The 20,950-nt window shown below is 40.2% G+C and carries 24 protein-coding genes, 2 pseudogenes and 1 other annotated feature; of the genes and pseudogenes, 9 read left to right on the forward strand and 17 right to left on the reverse strand.

What is annotated here, in order from left to right; translation table 11 throughout:
- Positions 1-75: 75 nt before the first annotated feature.
- The 5 genes and pseudogenes from MUN89_RS16115 to MUN89_RS16140 form a co-directional block, all read right to left on the reverse strand.
- Entirely contained in the window at positions 76-1,014 is a 939-nt protein-coding gene (locus tag MUN89_RS16115) for an ABC transporter ATP-binding protein (RefSeq protein ID WP_244708791.1), read from the reverse strand.
- Positions 1,011-2,069 carry an ABC transporter ATP-binding protein gene (locus MUN89_RS16120; protein ID WP_244708792.1) on the reverse strand — a complete coding sequence of 353 codons (1,059 nt, stop codon included), beginning with the start codon at positions 2,067-2,069 and terminating at the stop codon, positions 1,011-1,013. Before MUN89_RS16120 ends, MUN89_RS16115 begins: the two co-directional genes overlap by 4 nt.
- Before the next feature lie 16 nt (positions 2,070-2,085).
- Positions 2,086-3,215 (reverse strand): annotated as a pseudogene (opp3C, locus tag MUN89_RS22115) (oligopeptide ABC transporter permease).
- A 6-nt stretch (positions 3,216-3,221) separates the two neighbouring features.
- The gene (gene opp3b, locus MUN89_RS16135) at positions 3,222-4,148 is read right to left on the reverse strand and encodes an oligopeptide ABC transporter permease (RefSeq protein ID WP_244708794.1); all 927 of its coding nucleotides are present in this window, start codon (positions 4,146-4,148) and stop codon (positions 3,222-3,224) included.
- Between the two features lie 175 nt (positions 4,149-4,323).
- Entirely contained in the window at positions 4,324-6,003 is a 1,680-nt protein-coding gene (locus MUN89_RS16140; protein WP_244708795.1) for a peptide ABC transporter substrate-binding protein, read from the reverse strand.
- A 405-nt stretch (positions 6,004-6,408) separates the two neighbouring features.
- Here MUN89_RS16140 and MUN89_RS16145 point away from each other — a divergent pair, with 405 nt between their 5' ends.
- Complete coding sequence (locus MUN89_RS16145) at positions 6,409-6,780, forward strand: DUF3899 domain-containing protein (RefSeq protein ID WP_244708796.1); 372 nt, start codon at positions 6,409-6,411, stop codon at positions 6,778-6,780.
- Positions 6,781-6,832: 52 nt separating this feature from the next.
- Positions 6,833-7,030, forward strand: a binding site (T-box leader).
- Positions 7,031-7,080: 50 nt separating this feature from the next.
- Entirely contained in the window at positions 7,081-8,073 is a 993-nt protein-coding gene (gene trpS / locus MUN89_RS16150; protein WP_244708797.1) for a tryptophan--tRNA ligase, read from the forward strand.
- 25 nt (positions 8,074-8,098) lie between these two features.
- On the opposite strand, the gene MUN89_RS16155 is transcribed toward trpS, so the two are convergent.
- Together MUN89_RS16155 and MUN89_RS16160 are read right to left on the reverse strand one after the other, a co-directional pair.
- Positions 8,099-8,863 (reverse strand): YjbA family protein, encoded by a 765-nt coding sequence (locus MUN89_RS16155; RefSeq protein WP_244708798.1) that lies wholly within the window; start codon positions 8,861-8,863, stop codon positions 8,099-8,101.
- Between the two features lie 92 nt (positions 8,864-8,955).
- On the reverse strand, positions 8,956-9,156 hold the full coding sequence (locus MUN89_RS16160) for a YuzI family membrane protein (protein ID WP_244708799.1): 201 nt from the start codon (positions 9,154-9,156) through the stop codon (positions 8,956-8,958).
- Between the two features lie 161 nt (positions 9,157-9,317).
- On the opposite strand from MUN89_RS16160, the gene MUN89_RS16165 reads away from it, so the two are divergent.
- Positions 9,318-10,337: an LCP family protein gene (locus tag MUN89_RS16165; RefSeq protein ID WP_244708800.1), complete on the forward strand. Its 1,020-nt coding sequence runs from the start codon at positions 9,318-9,320 to the stop codon at positions 10,335-10,337.
- A 38-nt stretch (positions 10,338-10,375) separates the two neighbouring features.
- Here MUN89_RS16165 and fabF read toward each other — a convergent pair whose 3' ends face one another.
- Positions 10,376-11,617 (reverse strand): beta-ketoacyl-ACP synthase II, encoded by a 1,242-nt coding sequence (gene fabF / locus MUN89_RS16170; protein ID WP_244708801.1) that lies wholly within the window; start codon positions 11,615-11,617, stop codon positions 10,376-10,378.
- A complete protein-coding gene (locus MUN89_RS16175; protein ID WP_244708802.1) occupies positions 11,599-12,567 on the reverse strand; it encodes a beta-ketoacyl-ACP synthase III in 969 nt (322 codons plus the stop codon). Before MUN89_RS16175 ends, fabF begins: the two co-directional genes overlap by 19 nt.
- Positions 12,568-12,741: 174 nt before the next feature.
- On the opposite strand from MUN89_RS16175, the gene MUN89_RS16180 reads away from it, so the two are divergent.
- Complete coding sequence (locus MUN89_RS16180) at positions 12,742-12,927, forward strand: hypothetical protein (RefSeq protein WP_244708803.1); 186 nt, start codon at positions 12,742-12,744, stop codon at positions 12,925-12,927.
- 38 nt (positions 12,928-12,965) lie between these two features.
- On the opposite strand, the gene MUN89_RS16185 is transcribed toward MUN89_RS16180, so the two are convergent.
- Together MUN89_RS16185 and MUN89_RS16190 are read right to left on the reverse strand one after the other, a co-directional pair.
- Positions 12,966-13,925 (reverse strand): BMP family ABC transporter substrate-binding protein, encoded by a 960-nt coding sequence (locus MUN89_RS16185; RefSeq protein WP_244708804.1) that lies wholly within the window; start codon positions 13,923-13,925, stop codon positions 12,966-12,968.
- A 63-nt stretch (positions 13,926-13,988) separates the two neighbouring features.
- Positions 13,989-14,534, reverse strand: a complete 546-nt coding sequence (locus MUN89_RS16190) for a hypothetical protein (protein ID WP_244708805.1) — start codon at positions 14,532-14,534, stop codon at positions 13,989-13,991.
- 138 nt (positions 14,535-14,672) lie between these two features.
- On the opposite strand from MUN89_RS16190, the gene MUN89_RS16195 reads away from it, so the two are divergent.
- A complete protein-coding gene (locus tag MUN89_RS16195) occupies positions 14,673-14,846 on the forward strand; it encodes a YjzD family protein (RefSeq protein ID WP_244708806.1) in 174 nt (57 codons plus the stop codon).
- 223 nt (positions 14,847-15,069) lie between these two features.
- On the forward strand, positions 15,070-15,876 hold the full coding sequence (locus tag MUN89_RS16200; protein WP_244708807.1) for an undecaprenyl-diphosphate phosphatase: 807 nt from the start codon (positions 15,070-15,072) through the stop codon (positions 15,874-15,876).
- 68 nt (positions 15,877-15,944) lie between these two features.
- On the opposite strand, the gene moaD is transcribed toward MUN89_RS16200, so the two are convergent.
- From moaD to MUN89_RS16225, 5 genes are all read right to left on the reverse strand, one after another.
- Positions 15,945-16,178 carry a molybdopterin converting factor subunit 1 gene (gene moaD, locus MUN89_RS16205; RefSeq protein WP_244708808.1) on the reverse strand — a complete coding sequence of 78 codons (234 nt, stop codon included), beginning with the start codon at positions 16,176-16,178 and terminating at the stop codon, positions 15,945-15,947.
- Complete coding sequence (locus MUN89_RS16210) at positions 16,175-16,612, reverse strand: molybdenum cofactor biosynthesis protein MoaE (protein ID WP_244713875.1); 438 nt, start codon at positions 16,610-16,612, stop codon at positions 16,175-16,177. Before MUN89_RS16210 ends, moaD begins: the two co-directional genes overlap by 4 nt.
- A 26-nt stretch (positions 16,613-16,638) precedes the next feature.
- Positions 16,639-17,169, reverse strand: a complete 531-nt coding sequence (gene mobB, locus MUN89_RS16215) for a molybdopterin-guanine dinucleotide biosynthesis protein B (protein WP_244708809.1) — start codon at positions 17,167-17,169, stop codon at positions 16,639-16,641.
- A 62-nt stretch (positions 17,170-17,231) separates the two neighbouring features.
- Complete coding sequence (locus MUN89_RS16220) at positions 17,232-17,543, reverse strand: metal-sulfur cluster assembly factor (protein ID WP_244708810.1); 312 nt, start codon at positions 17,541-17,543, stop codon at positions 17,232-17,234.
- 73 nt (positions 17,544-17,616) lie between these two features.
- On the reverse strand, positions 17,617-18,381 hold the full coding sequence (locus MUN89_RS16225; RefSeq protein WP_244713878.1) for an alpha/beta fold hydrolase: 765 nt from the start codon (positions 18,379-18,381) through the stop codon (positions 17,617-17,619).
- Between the two features lie 181 nt (positions 18,382-18,562).
- On the opposite strand from MUN89_RS16225, the pseudogene MUN89_RS16230 reads away from it, so the two are divergent.
- The 3 genes and pseudogenes from MUN89_RS16230 to MUN89_RS16240 all read left to right on the forward strand — a co-directional run bounded on the left by MUN89_RS16230 (position 18,563) and on the right by MUN89_RS16240 (position 19,839).
- Positions 18,563-19,386: pseudogene (locus tag MUN89_RS16230) on the forward strand (Cof-type HAD-IIB family hydrolase).
- Positions 19,387-19,483: 97 nt separating this feature from the next.
- Complete coding sequence (locus MUN89_RS16235) at positions 19,484-19,630, forward strand: hypothetical protein (protein ID WP_244708811.1); 147 nt, start codon at positions 19,484-19,486, stop codon at positions 19,628-19,630.
- Between the two features lie 2 nt (positions 19,631-19,632).
- A complete protein-coding gene (locus MUN89_RS16240) occupies positions 19,633-19,839 on the forward strand; it encodes a DUF3813 domain-containing protein (protein ID WP_244708812.1) in 207 nt (68 codons plus the stop codon).
- Positions 19,840-20,009: 170 nt separating this feature from the next.
- Here the strand turns inward: MUN89_RS16240 and MUN89_RS16245 are convergent, their stop codons facing one another.
- Positions 20,010-20,843, reverse strand: coding sequence for an HAD family hydrolase (locus tag MUN89_RS16245; RefSeq protein ID WP_244708813.1), 834 nt, complete (start codon positions 20,841-20,843; stop codon positions 20,010-20,012).
- Positions 20,844-20,950 lie beyond the last annotated feature (107 nt).

The following is a 20,950-nucleotide window of genomic DNA, read 5'->3' on the forward strand; positions in this document are numbered from 1 at the left end:
TATTTTTGTATAATGTTACCAATTACCTAGAAAAATAAAAGGCCTTGCTTTTAGGCAAGACCTTTCAAAAATAGTTTAAACTTTCACGCCATGCTCTTCCTGGTAGTGTTTAAATTCTTTTGTTGTACATAATACCCAGTGTCCTGGACGAACTTCACGAAATTCAGGTTCTTCACTCGTATCATGATTATTAGGATCATAAGTAAACCTTTCTCTCGTTCGCTCATAATCCGGGTCCGGTAAAGGAATGGCTGACAGTAATGATTGAGTATACGGATGAATAGGATGTTTATATAAATCCTCTGCATCAGCTAATTCAACCATTCTCCCAAAGTACATAACACCAATACGATCGCTGATATACTTAACCATCGATAAGTCGTGCGCAATAAACAAATAAGTTAAACTTTTTTCGCGCTGAAGTTTTTTCAGCAGATTAACAACCTGAGCCTGAATGGATACATCCAACGCCGAAATAGGCTCATCTGCAATAATAAAGCTTGGATCTACTGCTAATGCTCTCGCAATTCCAATTCTCTGACGCTGGCCGCCGCTGAATTCGTGCGGATACCGGTTGGCATGTTCTTTATTTAAACCTACCGTTTCCAATAATTCTTCTACTTTTGCTTTTCGCTCTTTATCATTCTTGGCAAGCCCGTGGATGTCCATGCCTTCTGCTATAATATCAAGAACCTTCATACGAGGGTTAAGAGAAGCATATGGATCCTGGAAAATCATTTGCATTTCCCTGTTAAACTTCTTAAGTTCATCTCTTGTTTTTTCACCGTGAACATTCTCGCCGGCAAATGTCACTTCTCCATCAGTAGCATTATATAACCGAATGATGGTACGACCGGTAGTCGATTTTCCACAACCGGATTCACCAACAAGTCCGAAGGTTTCCCCTTTATAAATATCGAAGGTCAAACCATCTACAGCCTTAACAACGCTGTGGCGACCTGTTTTGAAATGCTGTTTTAAGTTTTTTATTTCTAATAGCTTTTCTTTACTCATAAATGCTCACCCTTCACACTGCTTGATGACTTGGCCATGCCCTGCATACGCTTTTTAATCACTTCAGGTGGATCAAGATCCGGCGCGTCCTCATGCAGCAGCCAAGTGGCGGCATAATGAGTATCTGAGATTTTAAACATAGGCGGTTCCTGTTCAAAATCAATCTTCATAGCAAACTCGTTTCTTGCTGCAAAAGCGTCGCCTTTTGGAGGGTCCAATAAATCGGGAGGCGAGCCGGGAATGGCATACAGCTCTTCATCGGCGCTATCCAATGAAGGCATAGAACCTAACAGCCCCCATGTATAAGGGTGTTTTGGATTGTAAAAGATGTCATCTACAGTACCTATTTCAACGATTTTACCTGCATACATAACCGCTACGCGGTCAGCAACATTTGCCACTACACCAAGATCGTGCGTAATAAAAATGGTTGCAGAATCCGTTTTCTTCTGAATATCCTTCATGAGCTCCAGAATTTGCGCTTGAATCGTAACGTCCAAGGCTGTAGTAGGCTCATCTGCAATCAATAACTTAGGATTACATGCTAACGCTATTGCTACCACTACACGCTGACGCATTCCTCCAGAAAATTGGTGCGGGTACTGTTTGATACGGTTTTCAGGGTCTGGGATCCCTACAAGCTCAAGCAGCTCGATGCATCTCTTTTTCGCTTGTCCCCGGTTCATTCGCTGGTGCTTGATTAAACCTTCCATGATTTGGTTTCCTACTTTCATGGTCGGGTTAAGGGATGTCATTGGATCCTGAAAGATCATTGAGATTTCTTTACCGCGTATTTTCTGCATTTGTTTTTCGCTTGCCTTTACTAAATCCCTGCCTTCAAAAAGGATCTCTCCTTCTTTTATACGACCGGGAGGATGGGGAATAAGACGCATAAGAGCTTTAGTCGTAACCGATTTCCCCGAACCGGACTCACCTACTATGGCAAGGGTCTCTCCTCTATTCAAATCGAAATTAACCCCACGTACAGCTTTTACTTCACCGCCGTAGGTGTCAAAGGATACATGCATATTTTTAACTTCTAAAAGTTTTTCCATAACGTACACCTACCTCCTATTCACGCATCTTCGGATCAAAGGCATCACGAAGACCGTCAGCCAAAACGTTGAATCCGATCATTACTAATGAGATTACAATTGCCGGGAACACTAAAATATGTGGATATGTCTGCAGCGACTTAAATCCATCATCAATCAGTGTACCAAGTGACGCAAGCGGTGTTGGAAGACCAAGACCGATAAAGCTTAAAAATGCCTCAAAAAAGATCGCACTTGGAATGGTAAACATGGTATTGATGACGATTAAGCCGGTTACGTTTGGAATTAAATGTTTCCTCAATATCCGATTATCCGGCGCTCCGAGAGTTCTCGAGGCAAGAACAAATTCCTGGTTTTTTAATTTGAGAATTTGTCCCCGGACGATCCTGGCCATCGATATCCATCCGGTTACCGTAATTGCGATCGTTATGGAGAGAATACCTGGTTCCAAAATCAAGATCATTAAAATTACGACAACTAAGTTTGGAATCCCGAGCAAAATTTCGATAACCCGCTGCATGTAGTTATCGACTCGTCCTCCGTAATAGCCGGAGATCCCACCGTATGCCACACCAATGACCATATCAATGGCAGCTGCCAGAAACGCAATGTATAGAGAAATCCTGGTACCGTGCCAAGTCCTTGTCCACAGATCACGACCAAGGCCATCCGTACCAAACCAGAAATTTTCCTTTAAATCTTTTGCTGCATAAACATCATATTTTGCTTTTACTTCAGCTGGCTCGCCATTACTTCCATCATTGACGACATTCGTAGTAATATACTCTTCCTGATTGTTAAAGCGCATCATCGCTTTCTTTTCAGCTTCTTCTACTGTATCTGCGGTTTGTGTAGTAGTCAATTTACCGCCTAAACCTAGCCAACCTAAACCTTCAACCTTTGGGGCATCTTAGCCCGGGATAAATCTTGTTCAAACTGACCATATTGATTCATGTAAGGACCAAATATCGCCATCAGTGTTAATATGATAAGCACTGCAAGACCGATCATTGCGCCAACGTTTTTACGTAAGCGTTGAAACGAGTCCTGCCAGAAAGAAAGACTGGGACGGGTAATTTTTTCAATATCCGTTTCTTTAGTTTCTACAGGAACAAATAAATCTTTTGATGGTTTGTGGTTTTCCATAAATAGTTACTCTCCTTCTGCAAGTCGAATTCTAGGATCAATGACTCCATAAAGCAGGTCAATGACCAGGATGATGAATATAAAAAGGAAAGCAAGTAATAACGTGGTACCCATAATGATAGGGAAATCATTAGTATTAACTGCTTTAACAAACTGCTCACCGATTCCTGGTACAGCGAAGATGTTTTCAATAACTAGAGTACCTGTCATTAAGCTGACAGCTAAAGGACCAAGTACTGTAATGAGGGGAATAAGCGCATTCCTTACTCCGTGTTTAAACACCACTCCAAATTTATTTACACCTTTCGCACGTGCAGTTGTAATATAATCTGATCCCATAACCTCAAGCATTTCAGTTCTCATAAAGCGGGCTGCAACTGCAATTGGGAAGATGGCCAACGCTACGGTTGGTAATACTGTGTACTGCCAGCCTTCCCACAAGGCAACTGGGAACCAGCCTAACTTTACACCTATGAAATACTGCAGGATTCCTGCAAATACAAAGGATGGAATTGATTTTCCGATAACGGCTACGAATACAGAACCGTAATCAAGAAAACCGTTATGGTAAATAGCAGATATTAATCCGAGCAGCATACCAAGAATTGTCCCTATTATCATCGCCTGTATACCAAGCTGAATAGATGGACCAACACGTTCCATTAGAATCGTCGTCACTTCTCTGTTATCAAACTGGAAAGAGATACCTAGGTCACCTTGAACTAGATTTACCATATAATCAAAATATTGTACTGGTACTGGATCATTCAATCCATACTTTTCTAAAACAACTGCCTGCTGTTCTTCTGAAAGCTTATCAGCTGCCGTGAGGGGAGTTCCTGGAAGGAACTTCATTAAGAAGAACGTAAAAGTAGCAATTAGAAACATCGTTATAAGCATGTAGATTAAACGCTGTATAATATAACGAGTCATCCCAACACCTCCTGTTAAATTAACCCTCTATCTATAGTTTATGAAAATGACAGAAATTTGTCTATTATTAGAAAACTTTCTGTACAGGGAAAAAGAGAGCATATGCCAATTTGGTCAACATATACTCTCTCCCTATAATCAGCCTATATTTGGTTTATATCACATAATTGTTAAATTATTTACCTTCAATATAAGCGTGTTTGTAGCTGTAATCTGGTCCCATTGGGTTAACTTGAACGTCTTTGACGTAAGGCTTCCAAAGCTGGGCTCTTGCACGCTGGTAAAGCGGAACAAGTACAGCGTCATCTTGAATAAGCATTTTTTCAGCTTTGTAGAAGTTCTCAAAGCGTTTTTCAGGTTCTAGAGCGTACTCATTACCTGCTTGTTCAATCAACTGATCATACTCTTTACTAGAGTATCCAGTTTTATTGTTCGCACCATCAGTTACCCACATATTCAAGAATGTGTTCGGGTCAATGTAGTCAGGACCCCATCCAGCATTTTGGATCTGATAGTTCATGTTTGTGTCACGCTGCAGACGCTCTTTAAATGGTACTGAAGTTACTTTAACAGTTAAACCATCAAGCTGCTCCAGCTGGTCTTTAATATAAGCGTCAAGGTTCTTAGCAGTTTCAGTGTCTCCGCCAAGATACTCAAGCGTAATTTTATCTTTTCCTAATTCTTCTTTCGCTTCATTCCAAAGCTGTTTAGCTTTATCAACATCATAAGAGACAAGTTCTCCGTTAACTTCACGGAAGTCTTTGCCAGACTCAGGGTCTTTTACGAAGTTTTTAGGAATATCGCCGTCAGCAGGAATGGAACCATTATTCAGAATAACGTCAACCATGCTCTGACGATCAATAACCATTTGCATTGCTTTACGAGCTTTTACGTTACCAAGTACATCATTAGCTTTTTGGTTAAGTTTTAAGTAGAACAATGTCGGTTCTTCTTCAACTTTAAAATCATCAGATGAACGGTATTGGTCTACGAATTCAGCAGACAAGTTAACACGGTCAACTTCGCCTGTTTCGTAAAGGTTAACACCAGTGGCTGTATCTTTTACTACTTTTACATTAATCTGGTTAAGTTTTACGTTGTCAGCATCCCAATAATCTTCATTCTTTTTAAGCGTCCAGCCTTCACCGTGGTTCCATTCAGTGATTTTGAATGGTCCGTTGGAAAGTAAAGTGTCCGCTTCTAGTGCGTATTTGTCACCTTTTTCTTCAACAAACTTTTTGTTTAAAGGTAGGAACGTACCGAAAGTTGTTAAAGATTTAAAGTATGGAATTGGTTTTTCTAAAGTTACCTTGAAAGTGTGCTCATCAACAGCTTCTACACCTAACTGATCGACTGGTTTTTCTCCATTAGAGATAGCTGTAGCGTTTTTAATTACTCCACCCATCATATAAGGACCGTACTCTGAACCAGTGTCAGGATTTACGGCACGCTGCCAAGCGTAAACGAAATCGTTGGCTGTGACTGGATCACCATTTGACCATTTGGCGTCACGCAGATGGAATGTCCAAGTCATACCATCGTCGCTTACTTCACTTTCTTCCGCAATACCTGGTTCAGGCTGAGCGTTTTCTCCAAGACGGTAAAGACCATCCATAGTAGAACCTAAAAATTGAAATGCAACAGCATCTGTAGCTAGTGATGCATCCATTGTAGGAATTTCAGCTGAATCCATAATGTTAAGTACTTGCTTACTGTCTCCGGAAGCATCACCGGAACTATCACTGCCGCTGTCTCCGCTGGAGCTTGAACCTTCATCTCCGCCGCCAGAACAAGCAGCAAGGAACATGCTCAGTACTAGTGCGAGTACCAGCAATAACCAATTTGTCTTTTTCATGTAGAAAATGACCTCCCCTAAAAAATTTCCAAATTTTATAGTAGACAAATTGTCCACATATCGAATTATACAAGTTTTCTAACTATTTTGCATTAAGATTTTTTCTTAATATCGGATTGAAGCCTATCATTATTACGTTTCAATGACACAAAATGAGACTTTTTACCTAGTTTATTTTACAAGTTTTTGAGTCGAAAATCTATTAAATATGAGCGAATTTGTATAAAAATATTTGTATAAACCCCAGTAAATCAGCTTTTTAACGCGTTTGTCTATTAAAGGATTTGAATATGTCATGCATTTTTTGGTAATTACAGAATTTTCTGTTTGTTAATAGGATTTACGATTCATTAATTATCATAAACGTGCTATAATATTTGATAGCTTTTAAAAGAGGGTGGAAAGATGAATATCCTATTAAATAAGTGGTTGATGATCGTGATCAATCTCGCCTTAACAACCATATTATTCTTTTTGCTGGCACCAGCTTATGATCTCTTTCATTATATTAATCAGTTGTTTTATATTTCTTATTTCTATTTGTTTGTAGGACTGCTGATGCTCGTAATCAGAGGAGGCTTCTTTGATGCTATTACCTACAGCTTCCGCAGGTTTCACGGAATGACTTCAAAGCGAAGAGATTATATGGATGATTGGAAAACAAAGCCTCTCCCGTCGCAGTCGATAAACCGCTCTTGGCTTAATTTTTTTATCTTCCATGGAGTTACTTTAACTCTCGGCTTACTTGGTTTACTCGCCATTTACTACCATGCTTGAACATTGCGTTTAGATTTTGAATCTTCTATAATAAATAAGCTAAGTAAATAATAATAAAGCATTGAAGAAGTGTGAAGTACTCTTATTAACTCCCTATCACAGAGAGGCTGTGTCCGGTGCAAACAGCTTAGGATAATAAGCGGGAAATGGAACTTCCGAGCTTCCTTTGGCGTATTTCGGCGTTAACGAATGAGTTGACTTTTTACTATATAAGTAATTAGGGTGGCACCGCGGTTCATTCGTCCCTTGTTTATCAGAGGGATGAATGAATTTTTTTATACTTTTTTAGGAGTGATAGCATTGAAAACTATTTTTTCAGGAATTCAGCCAAGCGGTACATTGACACTAGGGAATTATCTCGGCGCTATGAAAAATTTTGTAGACCTTCAGGAGGATCAAAACTGTTATTTCTGTATCGTAGATGAGCATGCGATAACCGTACCGCAGGATCGATTAAAATTAAGAGAAAATATCCGTTCCCTCGCTGCTCTTTATTTAGCTTCAGGAATTGATCCGCAAAAGTCTACTTTATTTATCCAATCTGAAGTTTCAGCACACACCCAGCTTGGGTGGATGCTGCAATGTGTAAGCTATATAGGGGAATTAGAGCGAATGACGCAGTTTAAAGATAAATCGTTAGGTGGTAAAGAAGGTGTCTCTGCGGGGCTCCTCACCTATCCCCCTCTTATGGCATCAGATATTCTTCTCTACAAAACAGATATCGTTCCTGTAGGTGAAGACCAGAAACAGCATTTAGAGCTCACTAGAAACCTTGCTCAACGGTTTAATAATAAATATAATGATATTTTCACGATTCCGGAAGTGAGCATTCCCAAGGTTGGAGCAAGAATCATGTCTCTTCAAAGTCCTGATAAGAAAATGAGTAAATCAGATGAAAACCAGAAATCATATATTTCTATGCTTGACGATGAGAAAAAGATAACGAAAAAGATAAAAAGTGCAGTAACAGATTCCGAGGGCGTAGTAAAGTTTGATAAAGAAAACAAACCTGGAGTGTCCAATTTATTAACGATACATTCGTTATGCAGCGGGGAATCCATCGCAGAATTAGAGAAACGATATGAGGGAAGAGGTTATGGTGAGTTTAAACAGGGAGTGGCAGATGCCATTATACAGACTCTCAAACCTATTCAGGAAAAATATGAAGCTCTCATACATTCCGATGAATTGGATACCATTCTGGATAAGGGAGCTGAAAAAGCCTCTATAACTGCGGAGAAAATGTTAAAAAAAGCGAAAAAAGCTATGGGGTTAGGACGCGTTAAAAAATAAAAAAAAGCCAGAATTGAGCATTTCCTCAATTCTGGCTTTTTAAATGCTGAGTAGAGACATCATGATGCTCGCCTTGCCAAATGGTTTCAAAGAACGGCTGTCCTTTGATTAATTTCTTGCATAACTCTTCGTGATAAGAACTCCAGCCCTGGATCGTTCCTCCATATAAATGATCCCATGCTTCTTCATTTGTCATTTCTTTTATTAGAGGATATTGAGCTGGATCCCACTCTGTCAGCCAATACCTTATTTCCTCGGGATGGTCAGAATGCTTCAATTGATCGAGAGCCATCATCAACAGCTGTTTGAGCTGACGTTCCCTTCTCGTTAATCCTGACATCTTATCTGGACCAAGCGAAAGAATATGATGTTCTTTGACCGCAGTAGCTTCTATATTATAATGTTCCGGTCTCTTTCCTTCCACCATTTCAAACACTAGTCGTTCCTGCCGAGGAATGAGTCTGCTCTTCTTTACTGGAAGAGTATAGCCTAAGGTATCAAAGACAATTACGTCTTTTCCATTCGTTACAACCGCGGCGTACTCTACTGTAACTCTCTCTTGATTCTTTTTCATATACGTTCTTCGATGGATGTCCTGGAGCAATGAGAGCGGCAAATCTTGAAGATCATTTTCAATAAAATCGAATAGTTCGTCTTCTACATGGACAAGCGGAATCTGGTCAATGAGTTCAATTCCATCTTCTTTACGCCATTCGTGGAAGCGGCAGATGTTGTATCCGTTTTCCTCACCTTCAAACCAATTCACCCATAAGTCATGCATATATAACATTTAAGACCCTCACTTTCACTCAGAGCTTCTCTTTAGGTTACATTATGACCAATGTTGGCTTTTTTATTCTTTAAAACCATATTTTACAAAAATCAATTCTTCATCAGCATAATTGCGAGAGTAATCATCATTAATCCTGCTGGTAATAAGTAGCATTCCACACGAGACTGTATAAGAATAAGAAACTCCCACCAGCCTAATCCGGCTGGCACGAGGTTAAGATAAGTGATTGTGACCGTACCGCCCACCACTGAGAATCCGAACCCGGTTAAAAACAAGAGCCATTTCCACATGTACACCCCTCCGGCTTGTCCTCCTATATACAGCGTATGATTGCAAATGGTCATTCATTCTTTCATCCATTCGATCTATTACGACATAATTACCCTTTACTTGTTAGCAAAATACAGGTAAATTAAATAGCAGAGGTTTTTTGAAAGAAAGGATGATTTACATGGCGAATTCTCGCAAAATGCGGAAAAGCCGTAAAAAGAAAAGGAAAAGAAAAATAATCCTTGCCTTTATCTCTCTTTTATTTCTATTAGTAATAGGATATACAGGATATCAATATATAGCAGGTAAAAATGAGGCAAATAGTAAAGTCTCCGGAGAAACACAAGGCGGCCAAGGTGGTCTGCAGGAAACCACCAGCAAATATAAAGATGAATTTAACGGAGTAAAAAGCAATGATGGGAAGACAAATGTACTATTACTTGGTGTTGATCAACGCAAGAACGAAATACCTCGGTCAGATACCATCATTATTGCTCAGTATGATCCCAAAAATAATACGGCTAAAATGGCGTCAATTATGAGAGACACTTATGTCAATATTCCCGGGCACGGGTATAATAAAATTAATGCCGCTTTTGCTTTCGGTGGACCGGAATTATTAAGGAAAACCATTTCTGAGAACTTTGGAGTTGACTTAGAATATTACTCCATCGTAGATTTTAACGGTTTTGTTCAGATCGCTAATACTTTGGCACCTGATGGATTAACCGTTAATGTAGAAGAAGATATGAAATACAAGGATGGTTCCGGGACGATTGATCTCGATCTTGAAGAAGGAACTCAAAAACTGAATGGAGAAGATCTGTTAGGATATGCCCGCTTCAGGCATGACTCCAAAGGAGACTTCGGCAGAGTTGAGCGGCAGCAGAAGGTAATAAAACTGCTCAAGGATAAATTAGTATCAGTTAATGGTATCTTAAAAGCTCCGCGATTAATCGGAAATATTCAGCCTTACGTTGACACCAATATGGGAACCGGAAAAATTGTTTCATTAGCCAAAGACTTCCTATTAAACCCGGTAGACGATATAAAAACAACGAGTATTCCGGAAAAAGACAATCTTTGGAATGAACGAAAACCTTATCCTATTGGTTTAGTGCTTGCACATAACGAAGACCAGACGAGAGAAGATATCCATCAATTTTTAAATGGCAACTCAAACACAGACGAAGAGCAATAAAAAAATCCCGACACCTTATGAGGTGCCGGGATTTTTCGTTAATCCTGATATTTTTGAAAGATTAATGCTGCGTTATGTCCGCCAAAGCCTAAGGAGTTACTCATAACAGTATTGAGTTCCTGCTTCCTTGCTTCATTAGGAACATAATCCAAATCACATTCAGGGTCAGGTGTTTCATAATTGATTGTTGGTGGCAGCAGTCCTTCATTAATCGCCTTTAGGGAAATAATCGATTCAATGGCTCCTGCAGCCCCTAATAAATGTCCAGTCATAGACTTCGTAGAAGAAATGGCAAGCTTATATGCATGTTCTCCAAAGACGGATTTTGCTGCCAGCGTTTCATAATGGTCATTCAATTCCGTGGAAGTCCCGTGGGCATTCAAGTAATCAATTTCATTTGCTTGTAACCCAGCTCTGACAAGAGCTTGTTCCATTGCTCGAGCTGCCCCTTCTCCTTCAGGAGCCGGAGCAGTAATGTGATGGGCATCTCCGGTTGCTCCATAGCCCGTCAATTCTCCGTAAATTTTCGCCCCGCGTTTTTTTGCAGATTCAAGAGTTTCCAATACTAGAATCCCTGCTCCTTCTCCCATTACGAAACCATCACGATTTTTATCAAATGGACGGCTGGCCGTATTCGGATCTTCATTTAAAGAAAGAGCCCGCGCAGCTGCGAATCCTGCAAAGGACATTTTGTTCATTGGAGCTTCAGTTCCCCCAGCGATCATATAATCCGCATCTCCACGCTGAATTGTATTAAAAGCATCACCAATTGAATTGGCTCCAGATGAACAAGCCGTTACGGTACATGAGTTAATCCCTTTTGCTCCGAGAGAAATAGAAACTTGTCCAGCTGCCATATCTGGAATCATCATTGGAATAAAAAACGGACTTACACGGCGATACCCTTTCTTTTGAAAGGTCTCAAACTGTGATTCGTATGTGGACATACCACCGATACCAGAACCGATCCAGACACCTGTTCTCGGGGCAATCTCATTAGTGATTTCAAGTCCAGCATCTTCTACAGCCATATGAGAAGCAGCCATTGCATACTGCACAAAAGGATCCATCTTTCTAGCATCTTTTTTATCCATGAACTCAGTAGGATCAAAATCTTTTACCTCAGCAGCAACACTGACAGGGTAATCTTCTTTATTAACTTTTGTAATTTCGCCTACTCCTGATTTTCCATTCTTAATACTGTTCCACATTTCCTCTACGGTATTACCGACTGGGGACACAGCCCCCATTCCCGTAATTACTACTCTACGCTTATCCATAACTCCATTCCTCCTTGATTACTTACCCATCGGAGTGCGACCGCACCCCAAGTGAGTCCTCCGCCGAATCCGACTAGTACAACAAGATCGTTATCTTTTATTTTACCTGCCTTTACGTCTTCTGACAAAGCCACAGGTATAGAAGCTGATGAAGTATTTCCATATCTTTTCACTGATGTCGCCATTTTATCTTCCGGGATTCCTAACCGTTGTCTTGCGGCTTCCATAATCCGGATATTCGCCTGATGAGGAATCAGGTAATCTACATCCTGCTCGCTGAGACCAATTTTCTTCACCACGTTTACAGATGATTCAGGCATTTGACGTACAGCAAATTTAAATACTTCGCGTCCGTTCATATGCAGGAAGTCATCCTGATAAAGGTGAGGACCTCCACTTCCGTCTGCTCCTAATTCAAAAGAAAGGATTCCTTTCCCATCACTTACTGGAGAAATGATTGCTGCACCAGCTGCATCACCAAACAGCACACAAGTATTTCTGTCCGACCAGTCTGTAATTTTTGAAAGCTTCTCTACTCCGACTACCAGGACGTTTTTATAGTCACTGTTTTCTATAAACTGTTTTGCTGTAATAACACCGTACATGAACCCTGCACAAGCTGCACTTACATCCATGGCAGCCACGTTTCTCGCACCTAAACGATGCTGCAGCATCGTCGACACAGAAGGAAATGGATGATCCGGCGTTACGGTAGCGACTAAAATCATATCCAAATCTTCCGGTTGTAACCCGGCGTCTTTCAGCGCATTTTGCGCCGCATAAAACGCCATGTCCGAGGTATCCATATCGTCTGAAGCTATTCTACGTTCCTCAATCCCAGTCCGTGTTCGGATCCATTCATCGCTCGTGTCGACCATTTTCTCCAAATCATGGTTGGTCAAAACCTTTTCCGGAGCATAGTGTCCAACTCCGATTATTCCAGCATTCATATATTCATCCCCTTAAAGGTAATCAAGTCTACTATCAATTCTTATGACTTGGTACTAATTTTAATTCATCCCTTCTGTTTCTGCAAGTATTTCCGGACTGTCTAAATCCGTCTCCTATTTGCCCACAAATGATGAGAAAATCCACATATTTTATCATATAAGGAGGTGCTAGTGTTGGCAAAAGAAAACCGACCGCCATTTGACTCGTTTCTTTTTGGAAACCGTCCTTCTTCTCCCCAGAAAGCAGAGTCTTCAGAAACTCCAAAAACTGACTGGCCCGCTTTACTCCATGAAGTAAATAAGACATGGGATTCCATTTCCCCTATGGTCAAACCTTTATTGGATAAGTTTAAGAAATAATAAAAGCTCAGAAGTTTGCAAGAACTTCTGAGCTTTTATTATTGGTTAGGCAGTTTTCCGGTTTTAACATATCGTTCCACTGATGTTTTTATTTTTTGCTGATAGCTCTCAGACACTTGCGGACTGAAATTTCCGAGTGCTATCGCCCCATCCTTAAAGTCAAAATGGACAACCTTCCCCGGTAATTTCCCCTGCATTAGACGGTCCATTGCTACATTGTACACGGCATCCACTTTTTGAACCGTACTGGTAAGGACTGTATTTTTACCTAAAGAAGACTGATCTGAGACATAACCGATTGCATACTGCTGGTCATTTTGAATGGCATGGATCACGGCCAAATTAAATTGATCTCCGGCAGGATAATAGACATCTGCCCCATGTTCTTTCATTTGGTTATAGAGTACTAAAGCTTTCTCAGAATTGTCCCAGCTGTTTACATAAGATATGTCCACTTCCGCTTCTGGATTTTCGTACTTTACTCCTTCGTAGAAGCCTTCAACTTCAGGCTGCCATTCATATGCGGCAATGACTGCAACGTGATTAGATTTCGTCATTTTCCCTGCTACCATACCGCCAAAAAAGCCCATAGCGTTAGCACTAAAATTTAAACTCGTAACATTTTTTGCAGCAAAGTCTCCGTTAAAGTAGATAAAATGCACGTCAGGGTAGGATTCATGAAGCTTTTGAAAATATTTACCATAAATGCTGCTGTGACCAAAAATAACTTGAGCTCCTTCTTTTACGAGTTCATCCACTGCCTGAGCCGTTTGATTATAGCTTTTGATTCCTTCTTTAAAGTAGACATCTACTCCATATTCTTCTTGTATGGACATCAGCCCTTTATAGCCTTCCTGTCCCCATGCCTGGTCATGGATAGTCGTTTCGACAAGCATGCCCACGTTATCAACTTGTCCAGCATTAGAATCATAACTGCAGGCTGTTAGTAATAATAGTATAATTGCAAATAAAATCGAAATAGCTCTCAATAAAAGCACTCCTAGTTTCTTTACTCCCCTCCCTATTTTACACTTTGTTTCTATAAAAAGTAAATGCAGCCTTTAATAGAGCTGATTCGATGTCAGAGCTTTTAATTCTAGAAAGGATTTCCAAGTATTTTCAATTTTCTTTTCCAACAGCGAAGCATTCCCAGTTTCATTAAGATAATTCTTTTCTTGATGGTTTAAAACTACAGGTATGATTTCTTCTAAAAAATCACCAATGTACAAAGCGTTATGTTCCTCTATCCATGTTCTAAGCTCATTCTTACTTGTGATTGAATGCTCTTCTAAGTCCATCCACTCCCCAAATAAAGCAGGTAATTCAATATGATCTACAGAAGCTTCTTCCGACAATATCTCAATGACGAGGAGATTTCCTTGAATATTTACTAAACGTTCCTTATCTCCGGGCTGCACATGCTTTTCTTTATCTTCCATATAATAAAAGTGCTGAAAATTGCTGTTTCTGCCTACAAACAAATACAAATGTTCACTTAAAGGTGTGTACATAGGATCAATTCCGATCACTTCATATCCTTCCTGTAAAAGGCAGGTAGTTAAGTGGTAACCTACCCAGTGAAAACATTGGTAGACCGTTGTTCTCATGTTTTTCCCCTCCCTCGTGATCATTCCAATTTTATTCAAGGAAGTTGGAAATCATGCTTTATGAACCGATTTCATATTTCTTTTTTTGATGGGATTTGTTAATATAAATGAAGAATGTCAAAGTTGAGGTGATTTTCAATGCGTATTTTTTGGACTGTATTTTGGGCGTTTTTATTAAGTCTTATGATGGCATACGTAGTAAGCAATATGACTGGAAACGAATTTTCTTTTCTCCAGGCTATTATCATGACAGTTATTTTCAGCGGAACAGTGATTGCTCTTGGAGAGGGACTTATTAAGGAAGAATCGTAAATGACCATGAAGGTAAAGAACGTTACCCGAAAAGGTAACGTTCTTTTTTGTGCAGTAGAAGACTAATACCTTTGAATCAGCGGCAACAGTCAATCCCCGTCTTTCTTATGAAAAAAGAATAACTTTCCCTATTGCACATAAAATCGAACTAGCTGTATAGTAAGATCATGCTTGCCACATTTCTACATATTTTGCAGTGGATCTTTGAGGAGGAACATATGTTATGCAAGATTTATGGATGTTAATAAAGTATTTATTTTTGGGGATATTCCAAGGTTTTACTGAACCTATTCCTATTTCTTCTAGTGGACATTTAGTTATTTTACAAGATCTTATTGACTTGAGGCTTGAAGGGCTGGAATTTGAGGTCTTAGTAAATTTCGCTTCACTGATTGCCGTCTTAATTATTTATCGAGCTGATATTGTCCGCTTAGTCCGTAACGGAATCGGCTATATCATTACGAAAGATTCCCGACAAAAAGATGAATTTGATTTTATTATCTACCTGATTGTCGGTACCATTCCTGCAGGTGTTCTCGGAATCCTGCTCGGGGATGCTATAGAAGGGTTAAAAACGGTTCAAACGGTTGGAATTACATTAATTATTACCGGTTTTGCTCTTTGGATTATTAGAAATTTGCGCGGCCGAAAAAGCGAGGGACAGCTAAGCTGGAAGGATGCAATTATAGTAGGGATTGCCCAAGCAATAGCTTTGATACCTGGAATCAGCCGTTCGGGAGCTACTATAGTAGCAGCTATGCTGCTCGGAATGAAACAGCAAACTGCCCTGAGATTTTCTTTCCTATTATACATTCCGGTCAGCCTCGGAACGATGCTTTTGTCAGTAGACGATTTATTGAACCAGAACTTATCTGAACTTTGGCTCGGGTACACAATTGCTTTTATAGCCTCTGTCATCGCTTCCTATTTATCGCTGAAATGGTTTATGAATATTATGGCTCGAGGGAATTTAAAGTATTTTGCTTTCTATTGCTTTATCGTGGGAGCACTCGTGTTAATTTTCCTATAAAAACAACAGCCTGGAGCAGGACCTCCAGGCTGTTTTCTATTTAATAAAGGTAAAGTTGTTAGTCACATTCAGCCCCCACTGACGGGAGGAATAAACGCTATTACATCTTGTTCTTTAATAATGGTGTCCTCCGTCATAAACTCTTCATTAATGGCAACCATCGCCTCTTTAAAAGCCGGCAGTTCAAATCGCACCAGCATGTGTTGTCTTAATTCAGCAATCGTCTTCCCTGCTGCTTCCAGGTTTACCTCCTCCACCCCGGCTGTTTCTCTTAAACCGGCAAAAAGTAAAATTCGGCTCACTTTTCTACATCCTTTCCTGGTTCTCCGCCTGGGTATTCGCTCGTGCCTTTTTGATTACCTATCCATTCTTCCCCATCTTCCCAATATTCTTTTTTCCAAATAGGCACCATTTCTTTTATCCGTTCAATGGCATAGGCACTTGCTTCGAAAGCATCCTTCCGATGAGGAGTGGATACAGCAATAACTACCGCGATATCCTGTATCGCAAGAGTCCCTGTTCGATGCACAATTGCACTTTCTGCTTCCGGCCAGTGCTCTTTAATCTCCATGCCGATCTGGGCAAGTTTTTTTTCGGCCATCGCTTTGTATGCTTGATATTCTAAATATAATGTTCTTTTCCCGTTCGTAAATTCACGGACAGTGCCTATGAATGTATTGATCGCACCAGCGGCCGGGCGGCTCACTAGAGCTGTTACTTCTTCTATGGAAATCATTGAATCAGTCACAACGAAACGATTGCTCAATCTTCTTCCCCTCTTTTCGTCAAGGGATATACTATCGGCAGGGACTGCCGCCAATCACTTAATCGATAAACCGGCAACGTAAGATCCTCTGTCCACTTTTCATTCCACGTAATAACAAATTGAATATTAGAAAGATTAAGCAGGGACAAGTCCTCTTCCCTTTTGATCACAATAGCTTTTGGATAGGGTTCTTGTTTAAATCCTTCTATTACAATTAAATCGGGCTCAAAATAGCCATAAAGGTCAATGAAGCGGGAAAGCGGAAAATCCGGCTTATGATTAAGCTCCAGCTGAAATCTTCCACTGCAATCCACCCCCGTCATAAAAGCCCCTGATTCATGCAGTCGAAAGCTGTCTGTATCACGATGCATTACTTTTAAAGGTTCATTATGTCCGTGGTGTTTAATGGCTGCAATCCGGTCTCCTTCATCCGTACCATAGGCAATCAGTTCTGATAGAAGTGAAGTTTTCCCACTGTTCTTATATCCTACGATTTGGAAAACCGGAACCTTACTTCCCATTGCCATTCTCCCTTCCTTAACTGTTAATTAAAAACCCCTGCCGCTACTAAACGGAAGGGGTTAACTCATCAATCTGGAATTCCAAGGGCAATTTTTGCATACCTGCTCATGCGATCCTTCGTCCATGGCGGATTCCATACAATATTGACTGTTACCTCATTTACTTCTGGAATATCGGCCAGAACGCGCTTAACGTCTTGTTCGATATGTCCCGCTAATGGACAACCCATAGCAGTTAACGTCATTGTAACAGTAGTATTTCCTTCTTCATCCATATCTGCACCATAAACAAGGCCTAAATTGACGATGTCAATACCTAGTTCTGGGTCAATAACATTTTCAAGGGCACCCATAACATTTTCTTCAAGTGCTGTATCCAAATTACTTCCCCCTTTGCATTGGTTCACACTTATTATAAACAAAAATGAGTGAAGAATAAACCAAAGTTATTTGTCAAAGAACTAAATCAAGCCAATTAACCATCTCAAGCACAGCAAACCGACTGACTTTATGATCCCTGCCGACTTCTCTTAAGAAGCGTATGTTCTCAGGGTTCTTATATAATTTAATGGCTTCGTTGTAAAAATCATACGAGTGTTCAAAAGGAACAACTGGGTCTGCATCTCCGTGCCAGAAAAAAATGGGGCGTCCATACAGTTTTTCAGGCTGAGTTGATAAATCAATTTCTTTTAATCCATCCATAAGCGTTTGAAGCTGTTCCTCTGAAATAGGCAGCTCTATTCCTGTCTGTTGAACATCGGCGATCAGCTTTTGGGCAAACTCTACAGGCTTAGGTGAACCCATCATTACGGCTGCCGCTTGAATCCATGGATACATGGTCATAGCAGCAGATGTAGTGACACCCCCCATAGAAGTACCTCCGACTGCTAATCTGCGCTGATGAATAAGGTCGCGTTGATCTAAGTAATCTTTAATATCCTGCAGTTCTTTTAAATTTTGGTACACGATATCCCAAAATTTGAAATTCAGGTCCTGAGAGGAAAGATCTTCATTCCTCTCTCCATGATACATACTGTCAGGGAGCAAAACGCGAAAACCCCGTTGAGCTAATAGGTACGCTTGGGGAAGATTATGTTCTTTGGCGGAAGTGAATCCATGGAAGTAGATCAATACTGGGAGAGGCTCGTCTCTTTTACTGGAATCCACCACGGCCAATAGTGGAATGTTCTTAATTGATTCACGAAAAATACCAATCATAAGTCCTGTCCCTTTCTGAAAATCTTTACTTGTAATTAAAATAATTCTAATAATTCTCTTATATAATGTAATCGTAACACTGCCTAAATTCATTGGAAAGCAATACATAGTTAAAAGAGGGAAATTCTTTACAATTCACCTAACTTCCCGCTAAACTAAATATACAAATGAGGTGAAGATGATGAAAAAACGACATTTAATTGCTTTAGATCTCGATGGAACTTTACTAACTGATGAAAAATTAATCAGTGAACGTACTAAAAATACGGTATTAGAAGCTATGGATCAAGGCCATATTGTGTGTATAGCTACCGGCCGCCCCATCGTGCCAGCATTGATTACTACCATGAGCTTGGACTTAATACTCCAATGGTCAATTTTAATGGCGCACTTATTCACCACCCCAAAAATCATAAATGGGATGCTCTGCATTCCCCGTTGTCCATACGGACAGCTCATAAAATCATTCATCGCTGCCAGGAGCTTGGAGTAAAAAATATTATGGCTGAAGTAAAGGATTCTATTTACCTGGATCAGCACGATGAAGAATTAATGGACATTTTTCATACGACTGATGACAATCCTGTCACAGTTGGCCGCTTACAGCAAAATTTACAAGAAGATCCAACTTCTATCCTCATCCACCCAGAAGAAGAAAAAATTAAGATTTTACGTGAGGAACTGGACGTACATGCTTCCCTGATTGAACATCGAAAATGGGGTGCGCCATGGCATGTCATTGAAATTGTCCGGGCAGGATTAAATAAAGCTGTTGGACTTGATAAAATTGCTAACTATTATAATATCCCACAAGAAAGAATTATCGCATTTGGAGACGAGGACAACGACCTTGAAATGATTGATTTCGCAGGGGTCGGTGTTGCTATGGGGAATGCAATTGACGAATTAAAGTCTTTAGCAAATCACGTAGCTTTAACTAATGAAGAAGATGGAATCGGCTTATTCCTTGAGGAGTACTTAAAGCTGAAGAAGCAAGCTATGTAATGTATTTTTTTCCTTGAGTAATTGTAGGAGTGACCGTCTATACTAAGCTTGGACGCCAAAAGGCGTTCAGGCTTTTTTTGTGACAGGAGGACTTGTCATGGACCATAAAAAAAAGCAAGAAACTAAAGACGATCGCTGGACTGAAGTTCGTCAATTCGAGGAAAGCGAAATGGAGCCAAAACGGCTTTCTGAAGCTAACCGAAAAGAAGTCGAATCTCAGCAGCACACAGTAGGAGGGTTTTAAACATGGCCAATTCCCTTTTTGAAAATGCCCGTGAAGCGGTAAATCGTTTTAGACAAAATCGCGATGGTTCTCAAGCTGCAAGTCAAGAAGACATGCAAGCTGCCAAGCAAGCCATCCAATCTGCATATAGCCAATGTTCTCAGGATGAGAAACAACAGCTACAGCAATTGGAGCAACAGCTTGAAAATGATAGCCAAAGCATGCGCTAATTAGCTGCTGGCCGGACCTTTGTATGGTCCGGCCTGCTATTATCCAAAGGTCGGAAAAAAGATCAGCCTTATGTAGGAGTTATCTTTTTTCTGACTGGGGTATTATTAATAGTAATATCTCCCCTAAGATCTTTAAAGCCCCGGCGGTTTAGTGCACCGCCCGGGGCTTTTTAGTTGGATAATATCATCGTAATTTCCTTTAATGAACCTACCACTTTTAATCCGGAATACTGATCTAACCCGTGAACCGGCTGGATGCAAATACCCTTCATTCCAAGCTTTAAAGCGGGAGCGATCTCATTCATAAAATTATCGCCAATTGATATGACTTGATCAGGCCGGAGCCTGTATTTTCCCATAATATTTTGAAAATGCTCAAGCGTTCTCCCCGGCTTTTCAGCTGATGAAATAATTTCATGAAAAATATTCCGGAGGCCCAGCCGCTGCAGAATATTTTGTACATCGTATTCTTCGCTGTTAGTCATCAGAATCAATACTTTATCCTCTTTCCACCCCTTAAGACAGTCTTTGAGCCGCGGGGTTTTAGACATTCGAAAATGTTCAGATACCATATATTCTTTTGTTAGTACATAGCACTGATACGCACTAACGAGACTCACCCCGTAATGAATGGCTATCGAAAAAGGAATCCACCAGCCGTCTCCAATCGCAATCATGGATTCAAAGTCATACTTTATTTCATCGCTATACCGCTTCTTCCGCTCAAACTCAGTAACCTCCCTTCCACTCCATTCTTCAGCTTGGATCACACAATTGGTGAAAGGATCGACTGTAAGTATCGAATCGTATTTTATATCAAAGACTTTCCCTATAGTTACTGGATGTTCATTTGCTAATGCAGCTTGATAATCCTCTTCAAATTTAGATTGATTTTCTTTCGAAACACGATCCTTTAATTGATTTGCGTAATATTCAAAATGATTCGTGTCTTCATATAACGTACCATCAAGATCAAAAATTAGACATACAGCTTCTTCAATCATGGTATCCCTCCTCACTTACCTCTTATTATTGTAAAAGCCTGTAAATCTTGTTGGTGAACTATGTAAACATTTGTTAATGATTGGTTAATCAGCTTGTTTTTGACTGA

Origin of the sequence: Halobacillus salinarum (assembly GCF_022919095.1) — a bacterium.
Classification (GTDB): domain Bacteria; phylum Bacillota; class Bacilli; order Bacillales; family Halobacillaceae; genus Halobacillus_B; species Halobacillus_B salinarum.

Bases quoted from the DNA above. Each gene is read 5' to 3' on its own strand.
- MUN89_RS16115 (WP_244708791.1), bottom strand. From the start codon at position 1,014: ATGAGTAAAGAAAAGCTATTAGAAATAAAAAACTTAAAACAGCATTTC.
- MUN89_RS16120 (WP_244708792.1), bottom strand. From the start codon at position 2,069: ATGGAAAAACTTTTAGAAGTTAAAAATATGCATGTATCCTTTGACACC.
- opp3b (WP_244708794.1), bottom strand. From the start codon at position 4,148: ATGACTCGTTATATTATACAGCGTTTAATCTACATGCTTATAACGATG.
- MUN89_RS16140 (WP_244708795.1), bottom strand. From the start codon at position 6,003: ATGAAAAAGACAAATTGGTTATTGCTGGTACTCGCACTAGTACTGAGC.
- MUN89_RS16145 (WP_244708796.1), top strand. From the start codon at position 6,409: ATGAATATCCTATTAAATAAGTGGTTGATGATCGTGATCAATCTCGCC.
- MUN89_RS16155 (WP_244708798.1), bottom strand. From the start codon at position 8,863: ATGTTATATATGCATGACTTATGGGTGAATTGGTTTGAAGGTGAGGAA.
- MUN89_RS16160 (WP_244708799.1), bottom strand. From the start codon at position 9,156: ATGTGGAAATGGCTCTTGTTTTTAACCGGGTTCGGATTCTCAGTGGTG.
- MUN89_RS16165 (WP_244708800.1), top strand. From the start codon at position 9,318: ATGGCGAATTCTCGCAAAATGCGGAAAAGCCGTAAAAAGAAAAGGAAA.
- fabF (WP_244708801.1), bottom strand. From the start codon at position 11,617: ATGGATAAGCGTAGAGTAGTAATTACGGGAATGGGGGCTGTGTCCCCA.
- MUN89_RS16175 (WP_244708802.1), bottom strand. From the start codon at position 12,567: ATGAATGCTGGAATAATCGGAGTTGGACACTATGCTCCGGAAAAGGTT.
- MUN89_RS16190 (WP_244708805.1), bottom strand. From the start codon at position 14,534: ATGAGAACAACGGTCTACCAATGTTTTCACTGGGTAGGTTACCACTTA.
- MUN89_RS16195 (WP_244708806.1), top strand. From the start codon at position 14,673: ATGCGTATTTTTTGGACTGTATTTTGGGCGTTTTTATTAAGTCTTATG.
- MUN89_RS16200 (WP_244708807.1), top strand. From the start codon at position 15,070: ATGCAAGATTTATGGATGTTAATAAAGTATTTATTTTTGGGGATATTC.
- MUN89_RS16210 (WP_244713875.1), bottom strand. From the start codon at position 16,612: ATGATTTCCATAGAAGAAGTAACAGCTCTAGTGAGCCGCCCGGCCGCT.
- mobB (WP_244708809.1), bottom strand. From the start codon at position 17,169: ATGGCAATGGGAAGTAAGGTTCCGGTTTTCCAAATCGTAGGATATAAG.
- MUN89_RS16225 (WP_244713878.1), bottom strand. From the start codon at position 18,381: ATGATTGGTATTTTTCGTGAATCAATTAAGAACATTCCACTATTGGCC.
- MUN89_RS16235 (WP_244708811.1), top strand. From the start codon at position 19,484: ATGGACCATAAAAAAAAGCAAGAAACTAAAGACGATCGCTGGACTGAA.
- MUN89_RS16240 (WP_244708812.1), top strand. From the start codon at position 19,633: ATGGCCAATTCCCTTTTTGAAAATGCCCGTGAAGCGGTAAATCGTTTT.
- MUN89_RS16245 (WP_244708813.1), bottom strand. From the start codon at position 20,843: ATGATTGAAGAAGCTGTATGTCTAATTTTTGATCTTGATGGTACGTTA.